We start from the raw sequence: 17359 nt of genomic DNA, 5'->3' as shown, positions 1-17359 counted from the left end.
ATACAAGTCGCGGTCAGCCCCGACCACCTCACCCAATTGGGTCGGGGCCTTGGTCAGGACGACAGCGTGAATCGATTCAATCGGCAGCCGCCTGCAGCCGCACATTGTCGATGAATGTCGGGATGTCGCTTGCGGCGATGGCTTTGCCGGCCGGCGCGCAGACCATGCCGCCTGTGACCGAGTCGTAGCCGCCGCGCTGGAACTTGCCGAGCCGGCGGAAGCCCGCGCAGCTGCGGCCGTCCTTGTCATCCCTGAACGTCACGTAGTCGGCATCGCTGTAGTGCGTGACGGCCGAGACCTGTGCGATGGTTTTTCCATGCTCGAACATCCACTTCAGGAAGTCGGCCGTGGTCTGGTCAGCCGACAGATAGGAGTAGGTGTTCCCTGCCTCCCAGAAGAACATATGCACATAGTAGCCGTCGCGGTTTGTCCCGAAGGCGGCCCACTGGCGGAAGGCGCCGATGTTGCCTTCGCTGGTCACGACATTGGTGGTCCTGCATTTCAATCCCGACCAGGCGACGATGCGCGATTGTCGGCAGTCCATGTCCTTCCAGGTGTATCGCTGGGTCTGGCCGACGGCCGTTCCGGCAGCAGTGAGCAAGGCAACCAAGCAGGCCAGCGAAGCGACAAGGCGCATGACGTCTCCCAGGTAACGCGCTCTACCGTTCCGGCGCGTAGTTGATCGGCACGATGAAAGTGAACCGGTTATCGGCGAACGCCTTGGGCAGGGGCGCGAAGGGCGCCGCCTTGCGGATTGCGTCGAGGACGCTGCTGTCGACTCCGGCCGAACCGCTTTGCTTGGACAGCGACAGATCGACCAGTCCGCCGTCACGGGCAACCGTGAGGCGGGCAATGACGACGCCATCCTCGTTTCGGTTGGCTTGGGAAGCGACGTAGAACCGCGTATGCGACAGCTTGCCAACGACTTGCAGCACATAGTCCTGCAGCGCCTGGCGCTGGCTGGCCGGGGAAGAGGGGGCGGACGTCGACGGCGTGATCGCCTTCTGTGGCGGCTGGTGCGGGACAGGTGGGACGGCGGCAGGTGCGGCAAAAGCCAGTTCACGCGCGCTGACAGCGGGCGCTGGCTGGGACAGCATCACCGCTTCCTCGAGGTTGGGTCGATGGAGGGAACTGGACGGCGGCAACTCACTCGGTACGGAATCGATCGGTGGCCCTGGGTGCAGGCTGCCGCTGTCTGCCATTGGCGTTGCCGCGGGGAAGGCGGGTGGTGGCGCCGCCCTTTCCACCGTCACTTCGATCGCACGTTGCGAGAAGCGATCATCCATCGGCAGCGGCGCGGGCTGCAGCGCGCCGACGAGAATCATGTGGAGGCAAGACGAAGCCCAGAGGGCCGCCACCCACTGCGGGGGCTGCCTATCTTCTGTGGCCATCGCTTGCCTCACCGGCAAACCTCGAGCGGCAGACGCTTGCCTGCCGCGGCGGTCAGGCAGTCCGCCTTGCTCTTGAACTGATCGGGCCGGAAATAGACCGCCTGCATGGAGAAGGGCTGCTTCGAGGGTTCCGTCGACCTTGGCGTCGAGCCCGAGAAGACCGGCCAGGCTTGGCCTGTCATCGAGCTCCCGCCGCTCGGCCCGCTTCCCGGTGTCGCCGCGCTGCTCGCCAGTCCGATGGAAATCCCGCCGGAAAGATTCTGCGATCCTGCCGTGCCGGTGCCGGCCGTTGCACTGCTCGCGGTGCTGCCGGGTCCACTGCTGGCGCTTGCGCTGCTGCCACCGGCGGCGCCAGAGCCGCTGCTGCCCGAACCGCTGCCCGAACTGCTACCTGAACCGGCGGCGCTGCTCGCACCGGAACTGCCTGCTCCAGCGCCGGCGCCCGCGCCGGCAGCGCCACCGCTGCTGCCGGCTCCGCCGCTGCCTGCGCCGCCGCCGCTCACAGCTGCACCAACACCACCGACGGCGCTACCGACAGCGCCGACCGCCGCTCCGGCTGTGCTTCCAACGGCTCCTACGGCAGCGCCGACGGCGCCCGCGGCGCCACCGACCGCTCCGCCAACCGCGCCGGCGACACCACCGCCCTGCGCTTCAACTCTCGATACTTCCGCGTGACCGAGCAGGACACCGCAGCACAGGGCTGCGGTCCAATACCATCGCGACATGTTGGTTCACACCTCCGACAAGCACACGATCACCGGCTGCACTGTGTTCAAGCCGCGTATCGCCGCGCCTGTGAGGATGCATCCGCCCGCTGGGCCCAACGTCGTGCGATGCGTAACTGTTGCCGGCCGCGGTGAAAATCACCTGCTGCAAGATCGGCGCAGCTCAACGATGGGCGGCCGTCGGAGTCGCGGATCGCGAGGTCGGCAGCAGCGATGCATCGAGCGTGAGGCGGCTCGGCGCCAGCCTGATTTCGATGGCGCGCCATTTCTCGATGCTGCGGCCGTCCATCTTTACGGAGTAGGTGACGCGCCCGCCATCATCGTCGTCGGCCTCGCCCTCGACCGTCCGGCGCACGATCACCCGGCCTTCCTCGCCGAAGATCGGTGTGACGACAGGTGTGGCGCAATCGTCGATGAAGAAGGTGGCGCGCCGCAGCCTGGAGATCTCGGCACCCGCCGTCTCGCACGCGCGCACGAACGCGTTGGACCGTTTGTAGAGTGCGGTTGCAGGCTCCGGCGTGGCAGACAGGAAAACGTTGAAGAGGCACATGCCGACCGCGACGCCGGCGAGGCCGGCAAGCATATAGCCGCCTGCTGCTCTTCCGCGGAGAGTCGTGGCAGCCCGTTGCGCGCGCGCGCCGCCAGCTCGTGTTCGACTTGATCGGAGCACGTGGCCCCTTCCCACAACACCCAAGCGGTACAATAGCGAGCGCGTGCCGCTCGCGTCGTGACCATTCGGAGGCAGTCGCCGAAGGGCTTCTCTCGCTTTCGTCAACGCATCAGACTGAGGCTGCTCGAGAAGCAGCGACTACCTTCCCCGCATGTGCAACAGCCGGCGACCCCACGGCACCAGCGCGGTCAGCCTTCAGTCGGCATGCGGCAATGCCGCGCTGAGAGCGAGCAAAGATAAGAAAAGGAATGACCCGCTGAAGGAATCAGCCGGCTTGGCGCTGCGGCGGCTTTTGCCTGGCGCGTTCGAGCCACGCCCGCGCTTCGTGCAGGCTGCGGAACAGCTCGATGGGCCGTTCGCCCTTGGTCAGGTCGGCGAACATGTTGGGGAAGCCGATGCGAAGGGGATCGATGACGAACGCTACCGAGCCGCGCGGTGTCTCGTCCGCCGACCCATGCATGACGTCGGCCACCTTCTGGATCTGCTCGCGCGTCAGGTCGGATCGGCCTTGCGAGACGTCGATGATCTTGCCATAGGCCTGCACGCCGGCCTCGAAGAGCTGCCGTTTGACGGCGCCCATCTCCTCGGCCGTGATTTGCCCGCGCGCCACGATGACCACCAGGCGATCGAGACGCGAGATATCTACATGTAGCGGCATGCCGACAGTGTGCCGTGTCGACGATGCACTGGCAATCGTCGCACGCTTTGACGATATTCAGTGCTGTCGCAATGGCAATATCTTGCGCAGCGCTTCGAACAGGGTCGCGGATTCACACGGCTTGCGGAGGAGAGGAACTGCTTGGAAGGCCGTGGGTACGACTTCGCCGACGGAGCCGGTCAGGAAGAGGAAGGGAATGCGCCGTTCGATCAGCGTGCGCGCGACGTCGAAGCAAAGCCCGTTCTGCAGGCGGATATCGAGGACGCCCGCATCGAGACTGGTCGCGTCCAGGAGGTTGAGCGCCGCCTCGGCCGTCGCAGCCGGGCCGATCGGCTCCATGTCTTCTGCCAACAGCAGGTCGCACATATGGTCAGCCTGCAGGGAGTCGTCCTCCACTACCAACACGCGCCACATAGCCCACACCCGAATAGAAGGCCCACCCGACAGCCCGCCGGATGGGCCAGCAACGCAAGACCGGACGGGTCAGGCCAAAGGTCTTCATGCGCTCATCGTCTGAACGCGCGTCCGAGAGATTTAGTTGCCCGTTTCCGGACAACAACGCCATGGTGCTGGCACTGCTGGCAAATTAATGCGGCCATGGCCCCTATATGGAGCGCAAAAATACCATGGTTATTGATATGTTACTCTAGTTGTGTTAGAGTCAGACCTGCCAAGTCGCTCTACGCATCGTCGATCCGATTTCCAACACCGGGAGGGACCGCTCCCAGACAGCAAATGTGGTTGCGAAACTTGCGAAACTGTCCGATTTCGCCAAAAGGGCGAGCAGCTCACGCAGCCAGCTCCAGGATCTCCTTCACCTGTGCCGGGCCGTCGATCTTGCGCGGATTGCGCGGCACCCAGGGCGTGCCCATCGCCTGTGTGGCGATGCGATCGAAGTGTTCCTTGCCGATCTTCACCTCGGAGAGGCTTCGGGGCATGCCGAGGCCGCGGATGAACTCGTCCAAAACGTCACCCGCGTCCTTGCCGGGTTGGCCCATGGCGTTGGCGATCAATGCCTGGCGGTCGGCGTTGGCCGATTTGTTCCAGCGCATCACCGACGGCAGCATGATGCAGGAGGTGTGGCCGTGCGGCACGTCGAACACCGCGCCCAGCACGTAGCCGATGCCGTGGCTCGCGCCCATCGGCACGCCGGCCGCCAGCCCGCCCATCGACAGCCACGAGCCGATCTGGCAGTCGAGCCTGGCCTTCATGTCCGACGGGTCGGCTTTCACCTTGGGCAGGCCGCGCGCCAGCATCGACAGGCCGTGCAGGGCAGAGGCGTTGGTGAACTCCGTCGATTCGTTGGAGCACACGCCTTCGACGCAATGATCGACGGCGCGGATGCCGGTCGACAGGAACAGCCACATCGGCGTGTGGCGCGTCACCTCGGGATCGAGGATCACCGCCTGCGGGATGGTGAGCGGATGGCGGAACAGCTCCTTCACCCGGGTCGCCTCGTTGGTGACGCCGGCGATGCCGGAGAATTCGCCGGCCGACAGCGTGGTCGGGATCGAGACCTGGCGCACCGTCGGCGCCTTCACGTCGGCGTTGCGGACCTTGTCGAGACCTTCGACGGTGGCGATGTCGTTGGCGAGGCAGAGCTGGACGGCCTTGGCGGCGTCGGTGATCGAGCCGCCGCCCAGGGTCACGATCAGGTCGGCACGCGCCTCGCGTGCCTGTGCCGCGGCGGCGATCACCGCCGAGCGCGGCGAGTGCGCCGGCATCTTGTCGAACGTGCCGACGCATTTGTTGCCCAGCGCGCGGCGGACCTTCTCGATCTCGTCGGTCTCGCGGTTGAGCGTGCCGCTCACCATCAGGAACACGCGCTCGGCGCCATGCGCCGTCACGACCTCGGCGACCGACTGGGCGGCCGGTTTGCCGTAGTGGACTTCTTCCATGTCGGTAAAAACGACGCGGCCGGATGTCAGCATTGTGTCCTCCCTAGGCCGGCATTTTGCTATCGTGGCTGCGAAAGGCACGGGAAAAATCATGAGTGGAACACGTGACAGCGCCATCGCGCGCGCGGAAAAGTATTTCGACGACGGCGGCTTTCTGGCCGAACTGCAGCGCCGGGTGGCGATCCCGACGACCAGCCAGGAGACGAACTCCATGCCCGCCCTGCAGGAGTACGTCTCGGGCGAGATGACCCAGTCGCTGCAGAAGATGGGTTACGACTGCACCGTGCTGCCCAACCCGCGCGCGGAGTACGGCCCGTTCCTGATCGCGCGCCGCGTCGAGGACCCGGCCAAGCCGACGGTGCTGACCTACGGCCACGGCGACGTGATCCGCGGCCAGGAGGACCAATGGCGCCAGGGCCTGTCGCCGTGGAAGATCGTGATCGAGGGCGATCGCATGTACGGCCGCGGCACGGCCGACAACAAGGGACAGCACACCATCAACATCGCAGCCCTGGCGTGCGTGCTCGAGGAGCGCGGCTCGCTCGGCTTCAACTCGACGATCCTGATCGAGACCGGCGAGGAGACAGGCTCGCCGGGCCTGGCCGACTTCTGCAAGGCCAACAAGGCGGCGCTGAAGGCCGACGCGCTGATCGGCTCGGACGGGCCCAGGCTTGACCATCGCCGGCCCACCATCTTCGGCGGCACGCGCGGGACACTGAACTTCAACCTCAAGCTCACGATGCGCGAAGGCGGCCATCATTCGGGCAACTGGGGCGGGCTTTTAAGCAACCCCGGCATCATGCTGGCGCATGCCCTCGCCACCATCACCGACCGGCGCGGCCAGATCAAAGTGCCGGAATGGCGGCCCCAGACGCTGACCAACTCGGTGCGCGCGGCGCTTGCTGACGCGCATATCGATGCGGGCGAGGGGGCGCCGACCATCGATCCCAACTGGGGCGAGGAATCTTTGACGCCGGTCGAGCGCGTGTTCGGCTGGAACAGCTTCGAGGTCCTGGCTTTCAAGACCGGCAATCCCGACCGGCCGGTCAACGCCATCCCGCCCAGCGCCATCGCCTACTGCCAGCTGCGCTTCGTCGTCGGCACCGATCCGCACGACATCATCCCGGCGCTGCGGCGCCATCTCGACCGGCACGGCTACGAGATGATCGAGATCGACCAGGCGCGCGAGGTGATCATGAACGCCACGCGCCTCGACCCGGAGAATCCGTGGGCGAAGTTCGCCGCGACCTCGATCGAGAAGACCGGCGGCGTAAAGCCCAACATGCTGCCCAATCTCGGCGGCTCGCTGCCCAACGAGGTCTTCACCGACATCCTGGGCATGCCGACGGTCTGGGTGCCCCATTCCTATGCGGCCTGCTCCCAGCATGCCCCCAACGAGCACCTGCTGGCTCCGGTGGCCCGCGAAGGCCTGCGACTGATGACAGGCATCTTCTGGGACCTCGGCGCGAACCCGCCGACCGGCGCCCGCGCCTGATATACGACCAGCGGTCGACGTCGGATCACGTGTCCGTCGCGGGTCTTTGCCACCTCCCCCGCGCGACGGGGGAGGACTAGTATTCGTCGATGCTTTCGCCCGACGAGGCCGCCGACCTGATCGAGGCCATCGCGGCCCGCCAGGACCGCGCGGCCTTCGCGAACCTGTTCCGCCACTACGCGCCGCGCGTAAAAGCCTTCATCATGCGCGGCGGCACCGATGCAGAAACCGCGCAGGAAGTGGCCCAGGAAGCGCTGATAATGGTGTGGCGCAAGGCGGCGAGCTTCGATCGCGGGCGGGCCTCGGTCGCCACCTGGATCTATACCATCGCCCGCAACAAGCGGATCGACCTCGCCCGGCGGGCCGGCCGGCCGGCCATCGAGACCGAGGACTGGCTGACGGTATTTGCGCCAGAAGAGGCCGATGCCGATAAATCCGTCCTGGCCGGACAAACGTATACGCGAGTGAAGGAACTTCTAGGCGGCCTCTCAGCCGATCAATTGGTGGTGATCCAGAAGGCATTTTTCGAGGACAAGACCCATACCGCGATCGCCGAGGAGCTGAAGCTGCCGTTGGGTACCGTGAAGTCCCGAATTCGCCTGGCGCTCGGGCGGTTGCGGGAAGCGTTGGAGAAAGAGGAGTCATGAGCCATCCGGCCCCTGAAGAGCTGCTGCTGGACTACGCCGCCGGCACGCTTGCCCCGGGCCCGGCGCTGGCCGTGTCCCTGCACGTCGCGCTCGACCCCGCTGCCCGCCGTATGGTCGAGAAGCTGGGCGCGCTGGGCGGCGCGTTGATGGAAGGCGAGGGCGAGGCGCCGTTCGACGAGGCGCTGTTGCAGAGCACGCTGGCGCGCCTGGACGGGATCGCCGTCGAGTCCCGGCCGCCGCCTTACGTGCCGCGGCCCGGCTTCGAATGGGTGCCGGAGCCGCTTGTCCGTCATCTCGAGGACGGCATGCGTTGGAAGCGCGTGTTCGGCGGCTTCGAGGAGATGCGTATAAGCCTGCCGGGCGAGCATCGCGTGTCGCTGCTGCGGCTCGAGCCCGGGCGTGGCCTGCCGATGCATCGCCATGTCGGGGAGGAGTTCACCGTCGTCCTGCAGGGCGGCTACACCGATTCAACCGGCAACTACGGGGTTGGCGATTTCGCCGTCGGTCCGGGGCCCGAGCAGCACGAACCGATCGCCGATCCCGGTGAGCCGTGCATCGCCCTGATCGTCATCGAAAAGCCGATTGTGCTAACGGGCCCTTTCGGCCGTTTTCTTAATCCGCTGGTACGGCGTGGAGTGATCTGACAGGCTCGCCGCTCCGGAGGGAGGGACGATGCCGCGCATTCCATACTACGAAGTCGAAAACGCCACCGGCAAGCACGCCGAATTTCTCGAAAAGCTGAAGCCGCACCTCAATATCTATCGCATGCTGGCGAATTCCGAGGCCGGGCTGAAGGGCTTCATTCGCATGGGCAATGCGCTGCTCTATCGCTGCGAGCTCGATGCCCAATTGCGCGAGCTTGCGATTTTGCGTGTCGGTCGCCTGAGCCGTGCGGCCTACGAGGTGTTCCAGCACGAACGCATCGCCCGCGAAGCCGGAGTCGCCGAGGAGAAGATCGCGGCTTTGCGCGACGCCACGATCGAGGCGCCGACCTTCACCGACAACGAGAAGGCCGTGCTGCGCTACACCGACGACGTCGTGCGCAACGTCAAGGCATCGGACAAGGCCTTGAAGGCGGTCCAGGGCTTCCTGACGCCGGGCGCGGTGGTCGAGCTCACGCTCACCGTCGGCTACTACATGATGGTCTGCCGCCTGCTCGAGACCACCGGCGTCGAGGGCGAGGAAGGGCAGGCGGAGTGGCTGAAGACGGCGAAGCTGTAGAAGGGTTTTCAGGAATGGCGTACCGCGTTCTCATCGCGCAGTTCATGCACGAGACCAATACGTTTTCGAAGCTCGTGACCACGCTGGACGACTATCGCAAGCGCTGGCTGATCGAAGGCGAGGCGATGGTGCCGCGCTTCACCGGCACGAAGAACGAGATCGGCGGCTACATCGACGCGACGAAGAAGTACGGCTGGCAGCCGGTGTGGGCAGGCGCGGCCAACGCCACGCCGTCGGGTAAGCTCACGAAGGAGACCTGGGAGACGATCCGCGACATGATCGTCAATGCCGCCAGGAAGGCCGGCAAGCTCGACGGCATTTGTCTCTCGCTTCACGGCGCCATGGTGACGGAGACGGAGGACGACGCCGAAGGCGCGTTGCTCGAGCTGTTGCGTAGCGTCGTCGGGCCGGACGTGCCGATCGCGACGACCCTTGACCTGCACGCCAACGCCACCGTGCGCATGGCCAGCAATGCCAACGCGCTGGTGAGCTATCGCACCTATCCGCATATCGACGGCTACGAGCGGGCCGTGCAGGCGGCGGCGCTGGTGCAACAGGCGATGGAGGGCAAGAAGGCTCCGCGTTGCCTGCTGGTGCAGCCCGCCATGCTGGAAGGCGCCGAGCATGGCCGCACCACCCAGCCCGGCCTGATGCTCGACCTTCTGGCCAAGGCCGACAGCTTCGAGACGGAGCCGGGCATCGACGTCGTCAGCATCCAGGCGGGCTTCACCTGGGCTGACATTCCCTATACCGGCCCGTCGATCGCGGTCAGCCACGAGCCCGGCGCCGAGGCGCGCGCCAAGGCGATCGCGGCCGAGCTGATCGACGAGATCTGGCGGCGGCGTGAGGAGGGGGCGAAATCCTACTATCGGCCGATTGCCGACGGCATCGCTGCAGCCAAGGCCGGTGTCGGGAAGAAGGGCCCGCTGGTCATCGCCGACGGCACCGACAATCCAGGCGGCGGCGGCTACAACGACACGACGCCGGTGCTGAAGGCGCTGATGGATGCCGGCATCGAGAACGTGGCGTTCGGCACGATCTACGATCCGGGCACGGTGCAGCAGGCGACCAAGGCGGGCGTCGGCGCGGAGATCGAGGTGAGCCTGGGCGGCCACACCGATCCGGCGATGGGCGCGCCGATCAAGGCCAGGGCGGTCGTGAAGATGCTGTCGGACGGCAGCTTCAAGAACGACGGGCCGATGAATGCCGGCGTCGAGACGTCGATGGGGCCGACGGCGGTGCTACGCATCGGCGGCATCGACGTGGTGACGATCTCCAACCGTATCCAGACCATCGACCTGCAGGTGTTCCTGAGCCAGGGCATTGATCCCACGGCCAAGAGCGTGCTGGTGGTCAAGAGCGTGCAGCACTATCGCGCCGCCTATGCACCGATCGCGCGCGAGATCGTGCTGGTCGATTCCGGCGGCATCTGCTCGCCCGACATCTCGCGGCTCAAGTTCACCAGGCTGCGCCGGCCGATCTGGCCGTTGGACGGCATCAACGAACCTTACGCTGGACTTAGGCCGGCCTAGTCTAGCAACCAACGGCGGACTTCCTACGTTAACCCCCGGCTATGCCGGAGGAATGCGCTTTGCGTCCGATTTCAGCGCGACTGCCACGCTTCGCGGTCATTGGTGCGGTTGGTGTCGCCGTGGTGGCCGGTGCCTTCTATCTCTTCGACCGCACGGGTGCTGAAGCGCCGCCGCCTGCGCCGGCGAGGCAAGCTGCTGCAAGCCAGCCGCGCGCCGATTTGAGCGACGTCGACTCCCTGCCGGATGAAGCGTCGAGCGATCGAGCCTTTCACCTGGTGGCCCAGGCGCTTCGCCTGGCCGACAGGGGCAAGTTCACGGAAGCCACCGCCAAGCTCGACGAGGCCGACAAGCTGGTGCCCGGCCTCAGCGAGACGGGCGAGGCCCGGCGCAAGATCGCGGCACTCGCGACCCCCGACGGCCAGTTCGCGCTGCAGATCGCCCGCGCCCGCACCGCCGTCGGCAATGCCGACTATGCCGAGGCCGACAAGGCACTGGCCGAAGCCACCAAGCTGAAGCCTGAAGCGCCCGAGATCGCCGAACTGCGCCAGGCCGTGCAGGCCACGCAGCAGAAGGAGGCCAAGCGCAGCAGCCAGGTCGCCGAGGCTCTGACGACCATGCGCCAGGCGATCGCGCGCAATGACATTGCCAGCGCCGACCGTGCCTTCAACGAGGCCTCGCGCATCGATGTCCTCGATCCCGCGCTCGACCAGGCGCGCGTCGAGCTGGCGCACGCCCATGACGAGGCGAGCAACAAGAAGTAGAGCAGGCTCCGATCAGGCGCCGGGCCGCGACGGCAGGCAGTTGTACAGGCTGTCGAGGATCGCGTTCCTGTTCTCCACGGCGAATCGCAGGTTCGGCGCATAGCCAACGGGGCAGGCCGTGAACATCCAGCCTCCCGACAGGTCCGCACTTGAGCCGAACCAGGCGCCCGGCGCCACTTCGCGCTCGACGACGTGCTGATCACCGAGCGCCATGAAGCGGATGACGACCGGGCTGTCGCAACTGTTGCGGGTGCCGTACTCGGCGCCGGCATGGCCCCAGCGGGTGCACGCCTCCATGTGCGCCTTGACGGACTGTGCGGCCGCCGCCGTCGTGGCCAAGGCCAGTACGGTGCCGCATAGGGCTCCGCACCAGGGCGACGTCATGCCTTCGCCCGGAAGAAGGTCGTCAGCACGAAGCGCCGGCCGCGCGTCAGCGGCAGCACCTGGTGCAGCAGCGAGCAGGAGAAGACCGCGGCGCCGCCCATCGGCGGGCTGACGCGCACGCCGGCATATTCCGGGAAGACAAGCTCGCCGCCCTCGAAATCGTCGTTGAGGTTGAGCGATACGGCGAAGGCGCGGTCGGCCGTGGTCGGCGCGCCGTTGTCGCGATGGGCGCCGAAGAAGTGCTTGCCGTCGGCGCTGTAGGACAGCACGACGTGCGAATCGAAGGTGAACTGGCGGTCGAAGGCGAAGACCTTGGTGAGCTCCGGCCCGATGCGATAGGCCAGGCGATCGGAGACCGCTTTCAGCATCATCGGCTCGACGATCGTGTAGTCCTCGGTCCGCTTCAGATGATCCATGTTGACGTTGCCGTAGCGGCTCGACACGCCGCTGTCCTTGTGGTCGCCCTTACCCCACAGCCGCACGAGCTGGGCGCAGAAATCCGGCTCGAAGACGCGCGGCAGCACCAGGACCGGCGCCATTGGTGTCTGCAGCAGCAGATCGCGCCCGCCGTCGCTGCGCACCGAGCGGGCGAGCCCGTCGATTGCCTCTGCCGCCGCCGGCAGCGCGCGGCTGTCGAAGGTGGCAGCGATGCGCTGGTTGGGATCGAGCACGATCACGCGCATGCGCAAGGCACCGGCGGACCCGAGACCCATGCCGCCCTGGGCCAGCAGCGCGGCTAAAAACCTGCGGTCAGGGTCGCAGAGCAGCAGTGGAGCCACGGGCGTGCCACCCAGCTTTGTCCAGGGGGCCGAGGCGCCAGCGACGGCGTTGCCGGCCACCACGACGGGCACGACGGAGGACTTGCCGCACGCATCGATCAGAGCGGCGAACTGGCCGGCGTCAAGATTGGCGAGATCGTCGACCGCGACCAGAGCCACGGGCTCGCCGGTGAACGACCAGATGAACTTGCGATGCTTGCCGTCGAGGCCGGGCAGGGCGAAGTCGGGAATGCGGTCCCCGGGACGAAGGCTGAGCACGTTGTTCATCGCCAAAGAGTATACACTGCCACGCATGTCCATGCGGGTCCTCATCGCAAGCCTGCTTGCCGCGATGGCCATTGCCAATACCAGCGTATCGGCAGGAGAGTTTGTTACCGTCGACGCCGGGACCAAGGCAGAGCCGGTCCGTCTCGTTGGCTATCTGGCCCGACCACAGGGAGCGGGACCGTTTTCTGCCGTCGTTCTGCTACATGGCTGCGGCGGCTTCCACAGCTCCATGATCTCGTGGGCGGACCGGCTGGCGCGTTACGGCTACGCCGCGCTCGCCATCGACAGCTTTGGTCCGCGTGGCATGGACGACCATTGCGGCGGCTTCTTCTTCCACGAGCAGGCAACGGACGGCTATGCGGCGCTCGGCTATCTCGCGGCCAAGTCCTTCGTTCGCGCATCGCATGTCGCACTCATGGGTTTTTCGATGGGCGGTGGGTCCGTTCTGGCCGCCCTGGAAAAGGGCCTGCTGGAGCAGCGCTACCCGGAGAAATTCCGCGCCGGCATCGCCTTCTATCCGGTCTGTCAGTACGCCTCAGGCATCACGATCGGCCCGGTGCTGGTGATGGTCGGCGACAAGGACGACTGGACGCCGTCCGCCTCTTGCGAAGCCATGGCGGCCGGCCGATCTGAATTGGGCGCGCCGCGGACGCCCGGCGACCGCTCATCGATCGAGCTGGTCGTCTATCCCGGCGTGCACCACGACTTCGATCAGCTCGACCTGTTCCTGGCGCCCGGGCGCGGCATCACGGTCAAAGGACATCGCGCCGAGTTCAACGAGGAGGCCATGCGAGACTCGATCGTGCGTGTGCGCGAGTTTCTTCAGCGAACGATCGGAGGTCGGTAACGGGACCCAGCAGCGGTGACTCCGCTGTGCAGCCCAATCCGGGCAGCGCGAAATCGTCGTTCATCGCCAAAGAGTATACAATGCCCTGCACTCGGGGAGCCGCCCATGAAGGTCTTGCTCGTTCATCCCAGTGGTCTCATGTACACCGAGGTCTACCTCAGGCTCGAGCCGCTCGGGCTGGAGCGGGTGGCGGAGGCCTGCCGGCGGGCCGGGCACGAGGTGCGCCTCCTCGACCTGCAGATTTTCAGCCACAGGCACTACCGCCGCGTGCTCGAAACCTGGCAGCCGGACGCGGTGGCCTTCTCGCTCAACTATCTTGCCAATATCCCCGAGGTCGTCGATCTCGCGCGCTTGGCACGGCAGCTGCTGCCCGACGCGCTGGTGTTCGTGGGCGGCCATTCGGCGAGTTTCACCGCGCGGGAGATCCTGACCCACGCCGACGGCGCGATCGATTGCGTCGTCAAGGGCGAGGGCGAGGAGATCGCCCCCAAGATCCTGGCCGCCCGGCGGGATCTCGCAACGCTGCCGGGCGTGGTGACGATCGCCGGCGAGGGCCCGCCGCCGCGCATGGTCCATTCGCTCGACGAGATCATGCCGGCGCGCGATCTCGTGGCGAAGCGCCACAAGTACTTCATCGGCGTGCTCGATCCCTGCGCCTCTGTCGAATTCTCCCGTGGCTGTCCCTGGAACTGCACCTTCTGTAGCGCCTGGACCTTCTACGGCCGCAGCTACCGCAAGGTCAGCCCCGGCGTGATCGGCGAGGATCTGGCGCGGGTCGCTGAGTCCGGCGTGTTCATCGTCGACGACGTGGCCTTCGTCCACGCCGAGCATGGCCACGCCATCGCCGATGAGGTCGAGAAGCGCGGCATCAGGAAGCAGTACTACCTGGAAACCCGCTGCGACGTGCTGCTCAAGAACAAGGAACTGTTCGCGCGTTGGCGCAAGCTTGGCCTCACCTACATGTTCCTGGGCGTCGAGGCGATCGACGAGGAGGGGCTTGCGCTGCATCGCAAGCGGGTGAGTCTCGGCAAGAGCTTCGAGGCAATGGAGTATGCGCGCTCGCTGGGGCTCATCGTGGCGGTGAACATCATCGCCGATCCGTCATGGGACGAGGCGCGCTTCGCCGTCGTCCGGGAATGGGCGCTGTCTGTGCCCGAGATCGTGCATGTCACGGTCAACACGCCCTATCCCGGCACCGAGACCTGGACGACCGATGCGCGAGGCCTCGCCACCCGCAACTACAAGCTCTTCGACGTGCAGCACGCCGTGGTGCCGACCCGCCTGCCGCTGGAGAAGTTCTACGAGGAACTGGTCAAGACCCAGCAGATCCTCTTCAAGAAGCACATGGGCTGGCAGGCTCTGGTCGGCGCGACCTCGATCGTCGCGGGCCATCTCGCACGCGGTCAGACCAACTTCGTGAAAAGCCTGTGGAAGTTCGGCAGCCAGTACGACGTGCAGAAGCTCCTGCGCGACCATCGCGAGGAGACGCGCTATCCGATCGCGCTGCCCGAGCGCAAGGCCGACAAGGTCGACGCGCGCGATCTCTACATCCTGCGTCCGGAACTGGCCGGTGCGGCGATGGCGACCGACCGGGACCGCCTCGGCCTGGCCAACAAGGGCCTGGGAGGCGGATAGAAAATGGTGGGCGCTGTAGGGATTGAACCTACGACCCCACCCGTGTGAAGGGTGTGCTCTCCCGCTGAGCTAAGCGCCCGGAAGGGGCGCGTATAGGGCCTGCCGGCGAATCCGTCAACTTGGCCGTCAACGGGCGGCAATCTGCCCCAGCGCGTCGGGCAGGCTGGCAAAACGGTCGATCACGGCCTCGGCGCCCAGCTCGCTGGCCGGCTTGGCCGTATAGCCCCAGCTCACCAGCACCGCCGGCAGCCCCGCCGCGTGGGCAGCTTCTACGTCGTGGATGGAATCGCCGATCATCACGGCGCGGTCACGATGACCGTCCATCTTGTCGATCAGCTGCAGGATGTGGCCGGGGTCGGGCTTGCGCACGGTGAAGGTATCGGCACCGGCCACGTCGGTGATCGGCGGCATCAGCTTCAGGTGCTTCAGGATCAGGCGTGAGGGATTCTCGAACTTGTTGGTGCACACGCCCTGCTTCAGGCCCATCCGGTCGAAGCGGGCGACGACCTCGGCCACGCCGTCGAAGGCCGTCGTATGGCTGACGGGATCGGCCTCGTAGTAGCGCACGAATTCGCGGGTGACGGCGCTCGCCTCGGCCTCGTCCAGCGTGCGGCCGGCCTTGGCGAAGGCGCGGCGCATGGTGACCTTGCTGCCTTCGCCCATGAACAGGCGGGCATCCTCGTCGCTGATCGGCGGCAGGCCGTGATCGGCCAGCACGCGGCTCACCGCCACGCACATGTCGCGGGCGCTGTCGATCAGGGTGCCGTCGAGGTCGTAGATCACGGTGTCGAAGCGGCTGGCGATCAGGTTGTCGGCATTGGGGTGCATGCCGTCTCCTTAGCATATCCGCCTTGCAGGACCGCCAGCCCCGTGGCATCGGACGGGACATGAAATCGCCTATCGCCGTGGTGGTGCTGGCTGCCGGCGCCGGCACGCGCATGAAGTCGGCCCTGCCGAAGGTTCTCCATCCGCTGGCCGGATGGCCGATGGTCCGCCATGTGCTGGAGAACGCCGCCCGGCTGAAACCCACCCGCATCGTCGGCGTTGTTGCGCCGGGGGCGAAAGAGGTGGCGCTGGTGTTCGCGCCGCATCCCGCGGTGGTTCAGCGCAAGCCCCGTGGGACGGGTGATGCCGCCAAGGCGGCGCTGCCGGCGCTGAAGGGCCATCGCGGCCCCGTGCTGGTGGTCTTCGGCGATGCGCCCTTGATCGCCACGGCCACCCTGAGGCGCCTGGTCGAGGAATGCCGCAAGGCCAAGGCTGCCGTCGGCGTGCTGGGCTTCATGGCCAGGGATCCGACGCCGTACGGCCGCCTGATCGTGCGCGACGGCATGCTGGAGCGGATCGTCGAAAGCAAGGATACCGACGCGACCGAGCGCGCCGTCGACTTCTGCAATTCCGGCGTGATGTGCATCGACGGCGCGCTGATCGCGCCGCTGCTCGGCTCGATCAAGAACAACAACGTCAAGAGCGAGTTCTACATCACCGATGTGGTCGGCATTGCGCGTGCGGACGGGCATGCCGTGATCGCCGTCAAGGGCGACGAATCGGAGTTCCAGGGCATCAATTCGCGCGCCGAGCTCGCGATCGCCGAGAAGGCGCTGCAGCAACGCCTGCGTCTCGCGGCGCTGGAGGGTGGCGTCACCATGACCGATCCGGATACGGTGTGGCTCGCGGCCGACACCAGGCTGGCGCCTGATGTCTCGATCGGCCCCAACGTGCGCTTCGGCACCGGCGTCAGCGTCGGCGCGGGCAGCGAGATCCTGGCGTTCTGCGACATTGAGGGCGTTCGCATCGGGCGCAACACGAGGATCGGTCCCTTCGCCCGCATCCGGCCGGGCTCGGAGGTCGCCGACGAGGTCCATATCGGCAACTTCGTCGAGCTCAAGGCCACCCGCATGGCCCGCGGCGCCAAGGCCAATCACCTGGCCTATCTCGGCGATTCCGACGTCGGTGGCGCCTCCAACATCGGCGCCGGCACGATTTTCGTGAACTACGACGGCTACGGCAAGTGGCGCACCGTCATCGGGCCGGAAGCCTTCGTCGGCTCCAACAGCTCGCTGGTGGCGCCGGTCAGGATCGGCCGTGGTGCCAGCGTGACGGCGGGCAGCGTCATCACCGAGGACGTGCCGGCCGGCGCTGTGGCTTTCGGCCGTGCCCGCCAGCAGACAAAGAAGGGGCGGGCGGCGGCGCTTCGTGCAAAACTCAAGGCACGTGCGGCGGCGGCCAAGAAGGCCGGGAAGAAGTAGCTGGGGCGGGGCTTTTCATGTGCGGCATCATTGGCATCATCGGCAAGGCACCAGTCACGCCCCTGCTGGTCGAGGCGCTGAAGCGGCTCGAATATCGCGGCTATGATTCGGCGGGCGTCGCCACCCTGGTCAACGGCCACATCGAGCGCCGCCGCGCCGAGGGCAAGCTCGTAAACCTCGAGGCGCGGCTCGGCAGCGAGCCG

At 66.4% G+C, this 17359-nt stretch carries 19 protein-coding genes, 1 tRNA gene and 1 pseudogene; 11 read left to right on the top strand and 10 right to left on the bottom strand.

From position 1 onward, the window contains the following. Positions 1-76: 76 nt before the first annotated feature. Entirely contained in the window at positions 77-637 is a 561-nt protein-coding gene (locus RSO01_RS31395) for a hypothetical protein (RefSeq protein ID WP_147154505.1), read from the bottom strand. A gap of 22 nt (positions 638-659) precedes the next feature. After that, positions 660-1325, bottom strand: coding sequence for an energy transducer TonB family protein (locus tag RSO01_RS31390; protein WP_170303504.1), 666 nt, complete (start codon positions 1323-1325; stop codon positions 660-662). Between the two features lie 171 nt (positions 1326-1496). Here RSO01_RS31390 and RSO01_RS31385 point away from each other — a divergent pair, with 171 nt between their 5' ends. Then, positions 1497-2066: a hypothetical protein gene (locus tag RSO01_RS31385; protein WP_147154503.1), complete on the top strand. Its 570-nt coding sequence runs from the start codon at positions 1497-1499 to the stop codon at positions 2064-2066. Between the two features lie 213 nt (positions 2067-2279). On the opposite strand, the gene RSO01_RS31380 is transcribed toward RSO01_RS31385, so the two are convergent. From RSO01_RS31380 to RSO01_RS31365, 4 genes are all read right to left on the bottom strand, one after another. Beyond that, positions 2280-2699: a hypothetical protein gene (locus RSO01_RS31380; RefSeq protein WP_147154502.1), complete on the bottom strand. Its 420-nt coding sequence runs from the start codon at positions 2697-2699 to the stop codon at positions 2280-2282. A gap of 352 nt (positions 2700-3051) precedes the next feature. After that, a complete protein-coding gene (locus RSO01_RS31375) occupies positions 3052-3444 on the bottom strand; it encodes a hypothetical protein (RefSeq protein WP_147154501.1) in 393 nt (130 codons plus the stop codon). Between the two features lie 57 nt (positions 3445-3501). After that, positions 3502-3858: a response regulator gene (locus RSO01_RS31370; RefSeq protein WP_147154500.1), complete on the bottom strand. Its 357-nt coding sequence runs from the start codon at positions 3856-3858 to the stop codon at positions 3502-3504. A 374-nt stretch (positions 3859-4232) separates the two neighbouring features. Next, complete coding sequence (locus tag RSO01_RS31365; protein ID WP_170303505.1) at positions 4233-5372, bottom strand: iron-containing alcohol dehydrogenase; 1140 nt, start codon at positions 5370-5372, stop codon at positions 4233-4235. 61 nt (positions 5373-5433) lie between these two features. On the opposite strand from RSO01_RS31365, the gene RSO01_RS31360 reads away from it, so the two are divergent. The 6 genes from RSO01_RS31360 (at position 5434) to RSO01_RS31335 (ending at position 10998) form a co-directional block, all read left to right on the top strand. Then, complete coding sequence (locus RSO01_RS31360) at positions 5434-6837, top strand: M20 family metallopeptidase (protein WP_147154499.1); 1404 nt, start codon at positions 5434-5436, stop codon at positions 6835-6837. Positions 6838-6926: 89 nt separating this feature from the next. Further along, positions 6927-7484 carry a sigma-70 family RNA polymerase sigma factor gene (locus RSO01_RS31355; protein ID WP_147154498.1) on the top strand — a complete coding sequence of 186 codons (558 nt, stop codon included), beginning with the start codon at positions 6927-6929 and terminating at the stop codon, positions 7482-7484. Continuing rightward, entirely contained in the window at positions 7481-8128 is a 648-nt protein-coding gene (locus RSO01_RS31350) for a ChrR family anti-sigma-E factor (RefSeq protein ID WP_147154497.1), read from the top strand. Before RSO01_RS31355 ends, RSO01_RS31350 begins: the two co-directional genes overlap by 4 nt. Positions 8129-8156: 28 nt before the next feature. Beyond that, positions 8157-8705: a carboxymuconolactone decarboxylase family protein gene (locus RSO01_RS31345; RefSeq protein WP_147154496.1), complete on the top strand. Its 549-nt coding sequence runs from the start codon at positions 8157-8159 to the stop codon at positions 8703-8705. Between the two features lie 14 nt (positions 8706-8719). After that, positions 8720-10237: a M81 family metallopeptidase gene (locus RSO01_RS31340; RefSeq protein WP_147154495.1), complete on the top strand. Its 1518-nt coding sequence runs from the start codon at positions 8720-8722 to the stop codon at positions 10235-10237. 59 nt (positions 10238-10296) lie between these two features. Next, positions 10297-10998: a hypothetical protein gene (locus RSO01_RS31335; protein ID WP_147154494.1), complete on the top strand. Its 702-nt coding sequence runs from the start codon at positions 10297-10299 to the stop codon at positions 10996-10998. Positions 10999-11010: 12 nt separating this feature from the next. On the opposite strand, the gene RSO01_RS31330 is transcribed toward RSO01_RS31335, so the two are convergent. Together RSO01_RS31330 and RSO01_RS31325 are read right to left on the bottom strand one after the other, a co-directional pair. After that, positions 11011-11337 carry a hypothetical protein gene (locus tag RSO01_RS31330; RefSeq protein ID WP_170303503.1) on the bottom strand — a complete coding sequence of 109 codons (327 nt, stop codon included), beginning with the start codon at positions 11335-11337 and terminating at the stop codon, positions 11011-11013. Positions 11338-11378: 41 nt separating this feature from the next. Then, positions 11379-12428, bottom strand: coding sequence for a prolyl hydroxylase family protein (locus tag RSO01_RS31325; RefSeq protein WP_170303502.1), 1050 nt, complete (start codon positions 12426-12428; stop codon positions 11379-11381). A 25-nt stretch (positions 12429-12453) separates the two neighbouring features. On the opposite strand from RSO01_RS31325, the gene RSO01_RS31320 reads away from it, so the two are divergent. Both RSO01_RS31320 and hpnR read left to right on the top strand, forming a co-directional pair. Further along, positions 12454-13275, top strand: a complete 822-nt coding sequence (locus tag RSO01_RS31320) for a dienelactone hydrolase family protein (protein WP_170303501.1) — start codon at positions 12454-12456, stop codon at positions 13273-13275. A 105-nt stretch (positions 13276-13380) separates the two neighbouring features. Beyond that, complete coding sequence (hpnR, locus tag RSO01_RS31315) at positions 13381-14910, top strand: hopanoid C-3 methylase HpnR (RefSeq protein WP_147154491.1); 1530 nt, start codon at positions 13381-13383, stop codon at positions 14908-14910. Positions 14911-14914: 4 nt separating this feature from the next. On the opposite strand, the gene RSO01_RS31310 is transcribed toward hpnR, so the two are convergent. Continuing rightward, a tRNA-Val gene (locus RSO01_RS31310) sits at positions 14915-14989 on the bottom strand. 47 nt (positions 14990-15036) lie between these two features. Further along, positions 15037-15738, bottom strand: coding sequence for an HAD-IA family hydrolase (locus RSO01_RS31305; protein WP_147154490.1), 702 nt, complete (start codon positions 15736-15738; stop codon positions 15037-15039). 59 nt (positions 15739-15797) lie between these two features. Here RSO01_RS31305 and glmU point away from each other — a divergent pair, with 59 nt between their 5' ends. Together glmU and RSO01_RS31295 are read left to right on the top strand one after the other, a co-directional pair. Next, entirely contained in the window at positions 15798-17156 is a 1359-nt protein-coding gene (glmU, locus tag RSO01_RS31300) for a bifunctional UDP-N-acetylglucosamine diphosphorylase/glucosamine-1-phosphate N-acetyltransferase GlmU (RefSeq protein WP_147154489.1), read from the top strand. Positions 17157-17173: 17 nt separating this feature from the next. Beyond that, positions 17174-17359 (top strand): annotated as a pseudogene (locus tag RSO01_RS31295) (glutamine--fructose-6-phosphate transaminase (isomerizing)); the annotation flags it as partial.

Origin of the sequence: Reyranella soli (genome assembly GCF_007992495.1) — a bacterium.
Lineage (GTDB): Bacteria > Pseudomonadota > Alphaproteobacteria > Reyranellales > Reyranellaceae > Reyranella > Reyranella soli.
Note: the sequence above shows the minus strand (reverse complement) of the source record. Positions and strands in the feature narration are given on the sequence as shown.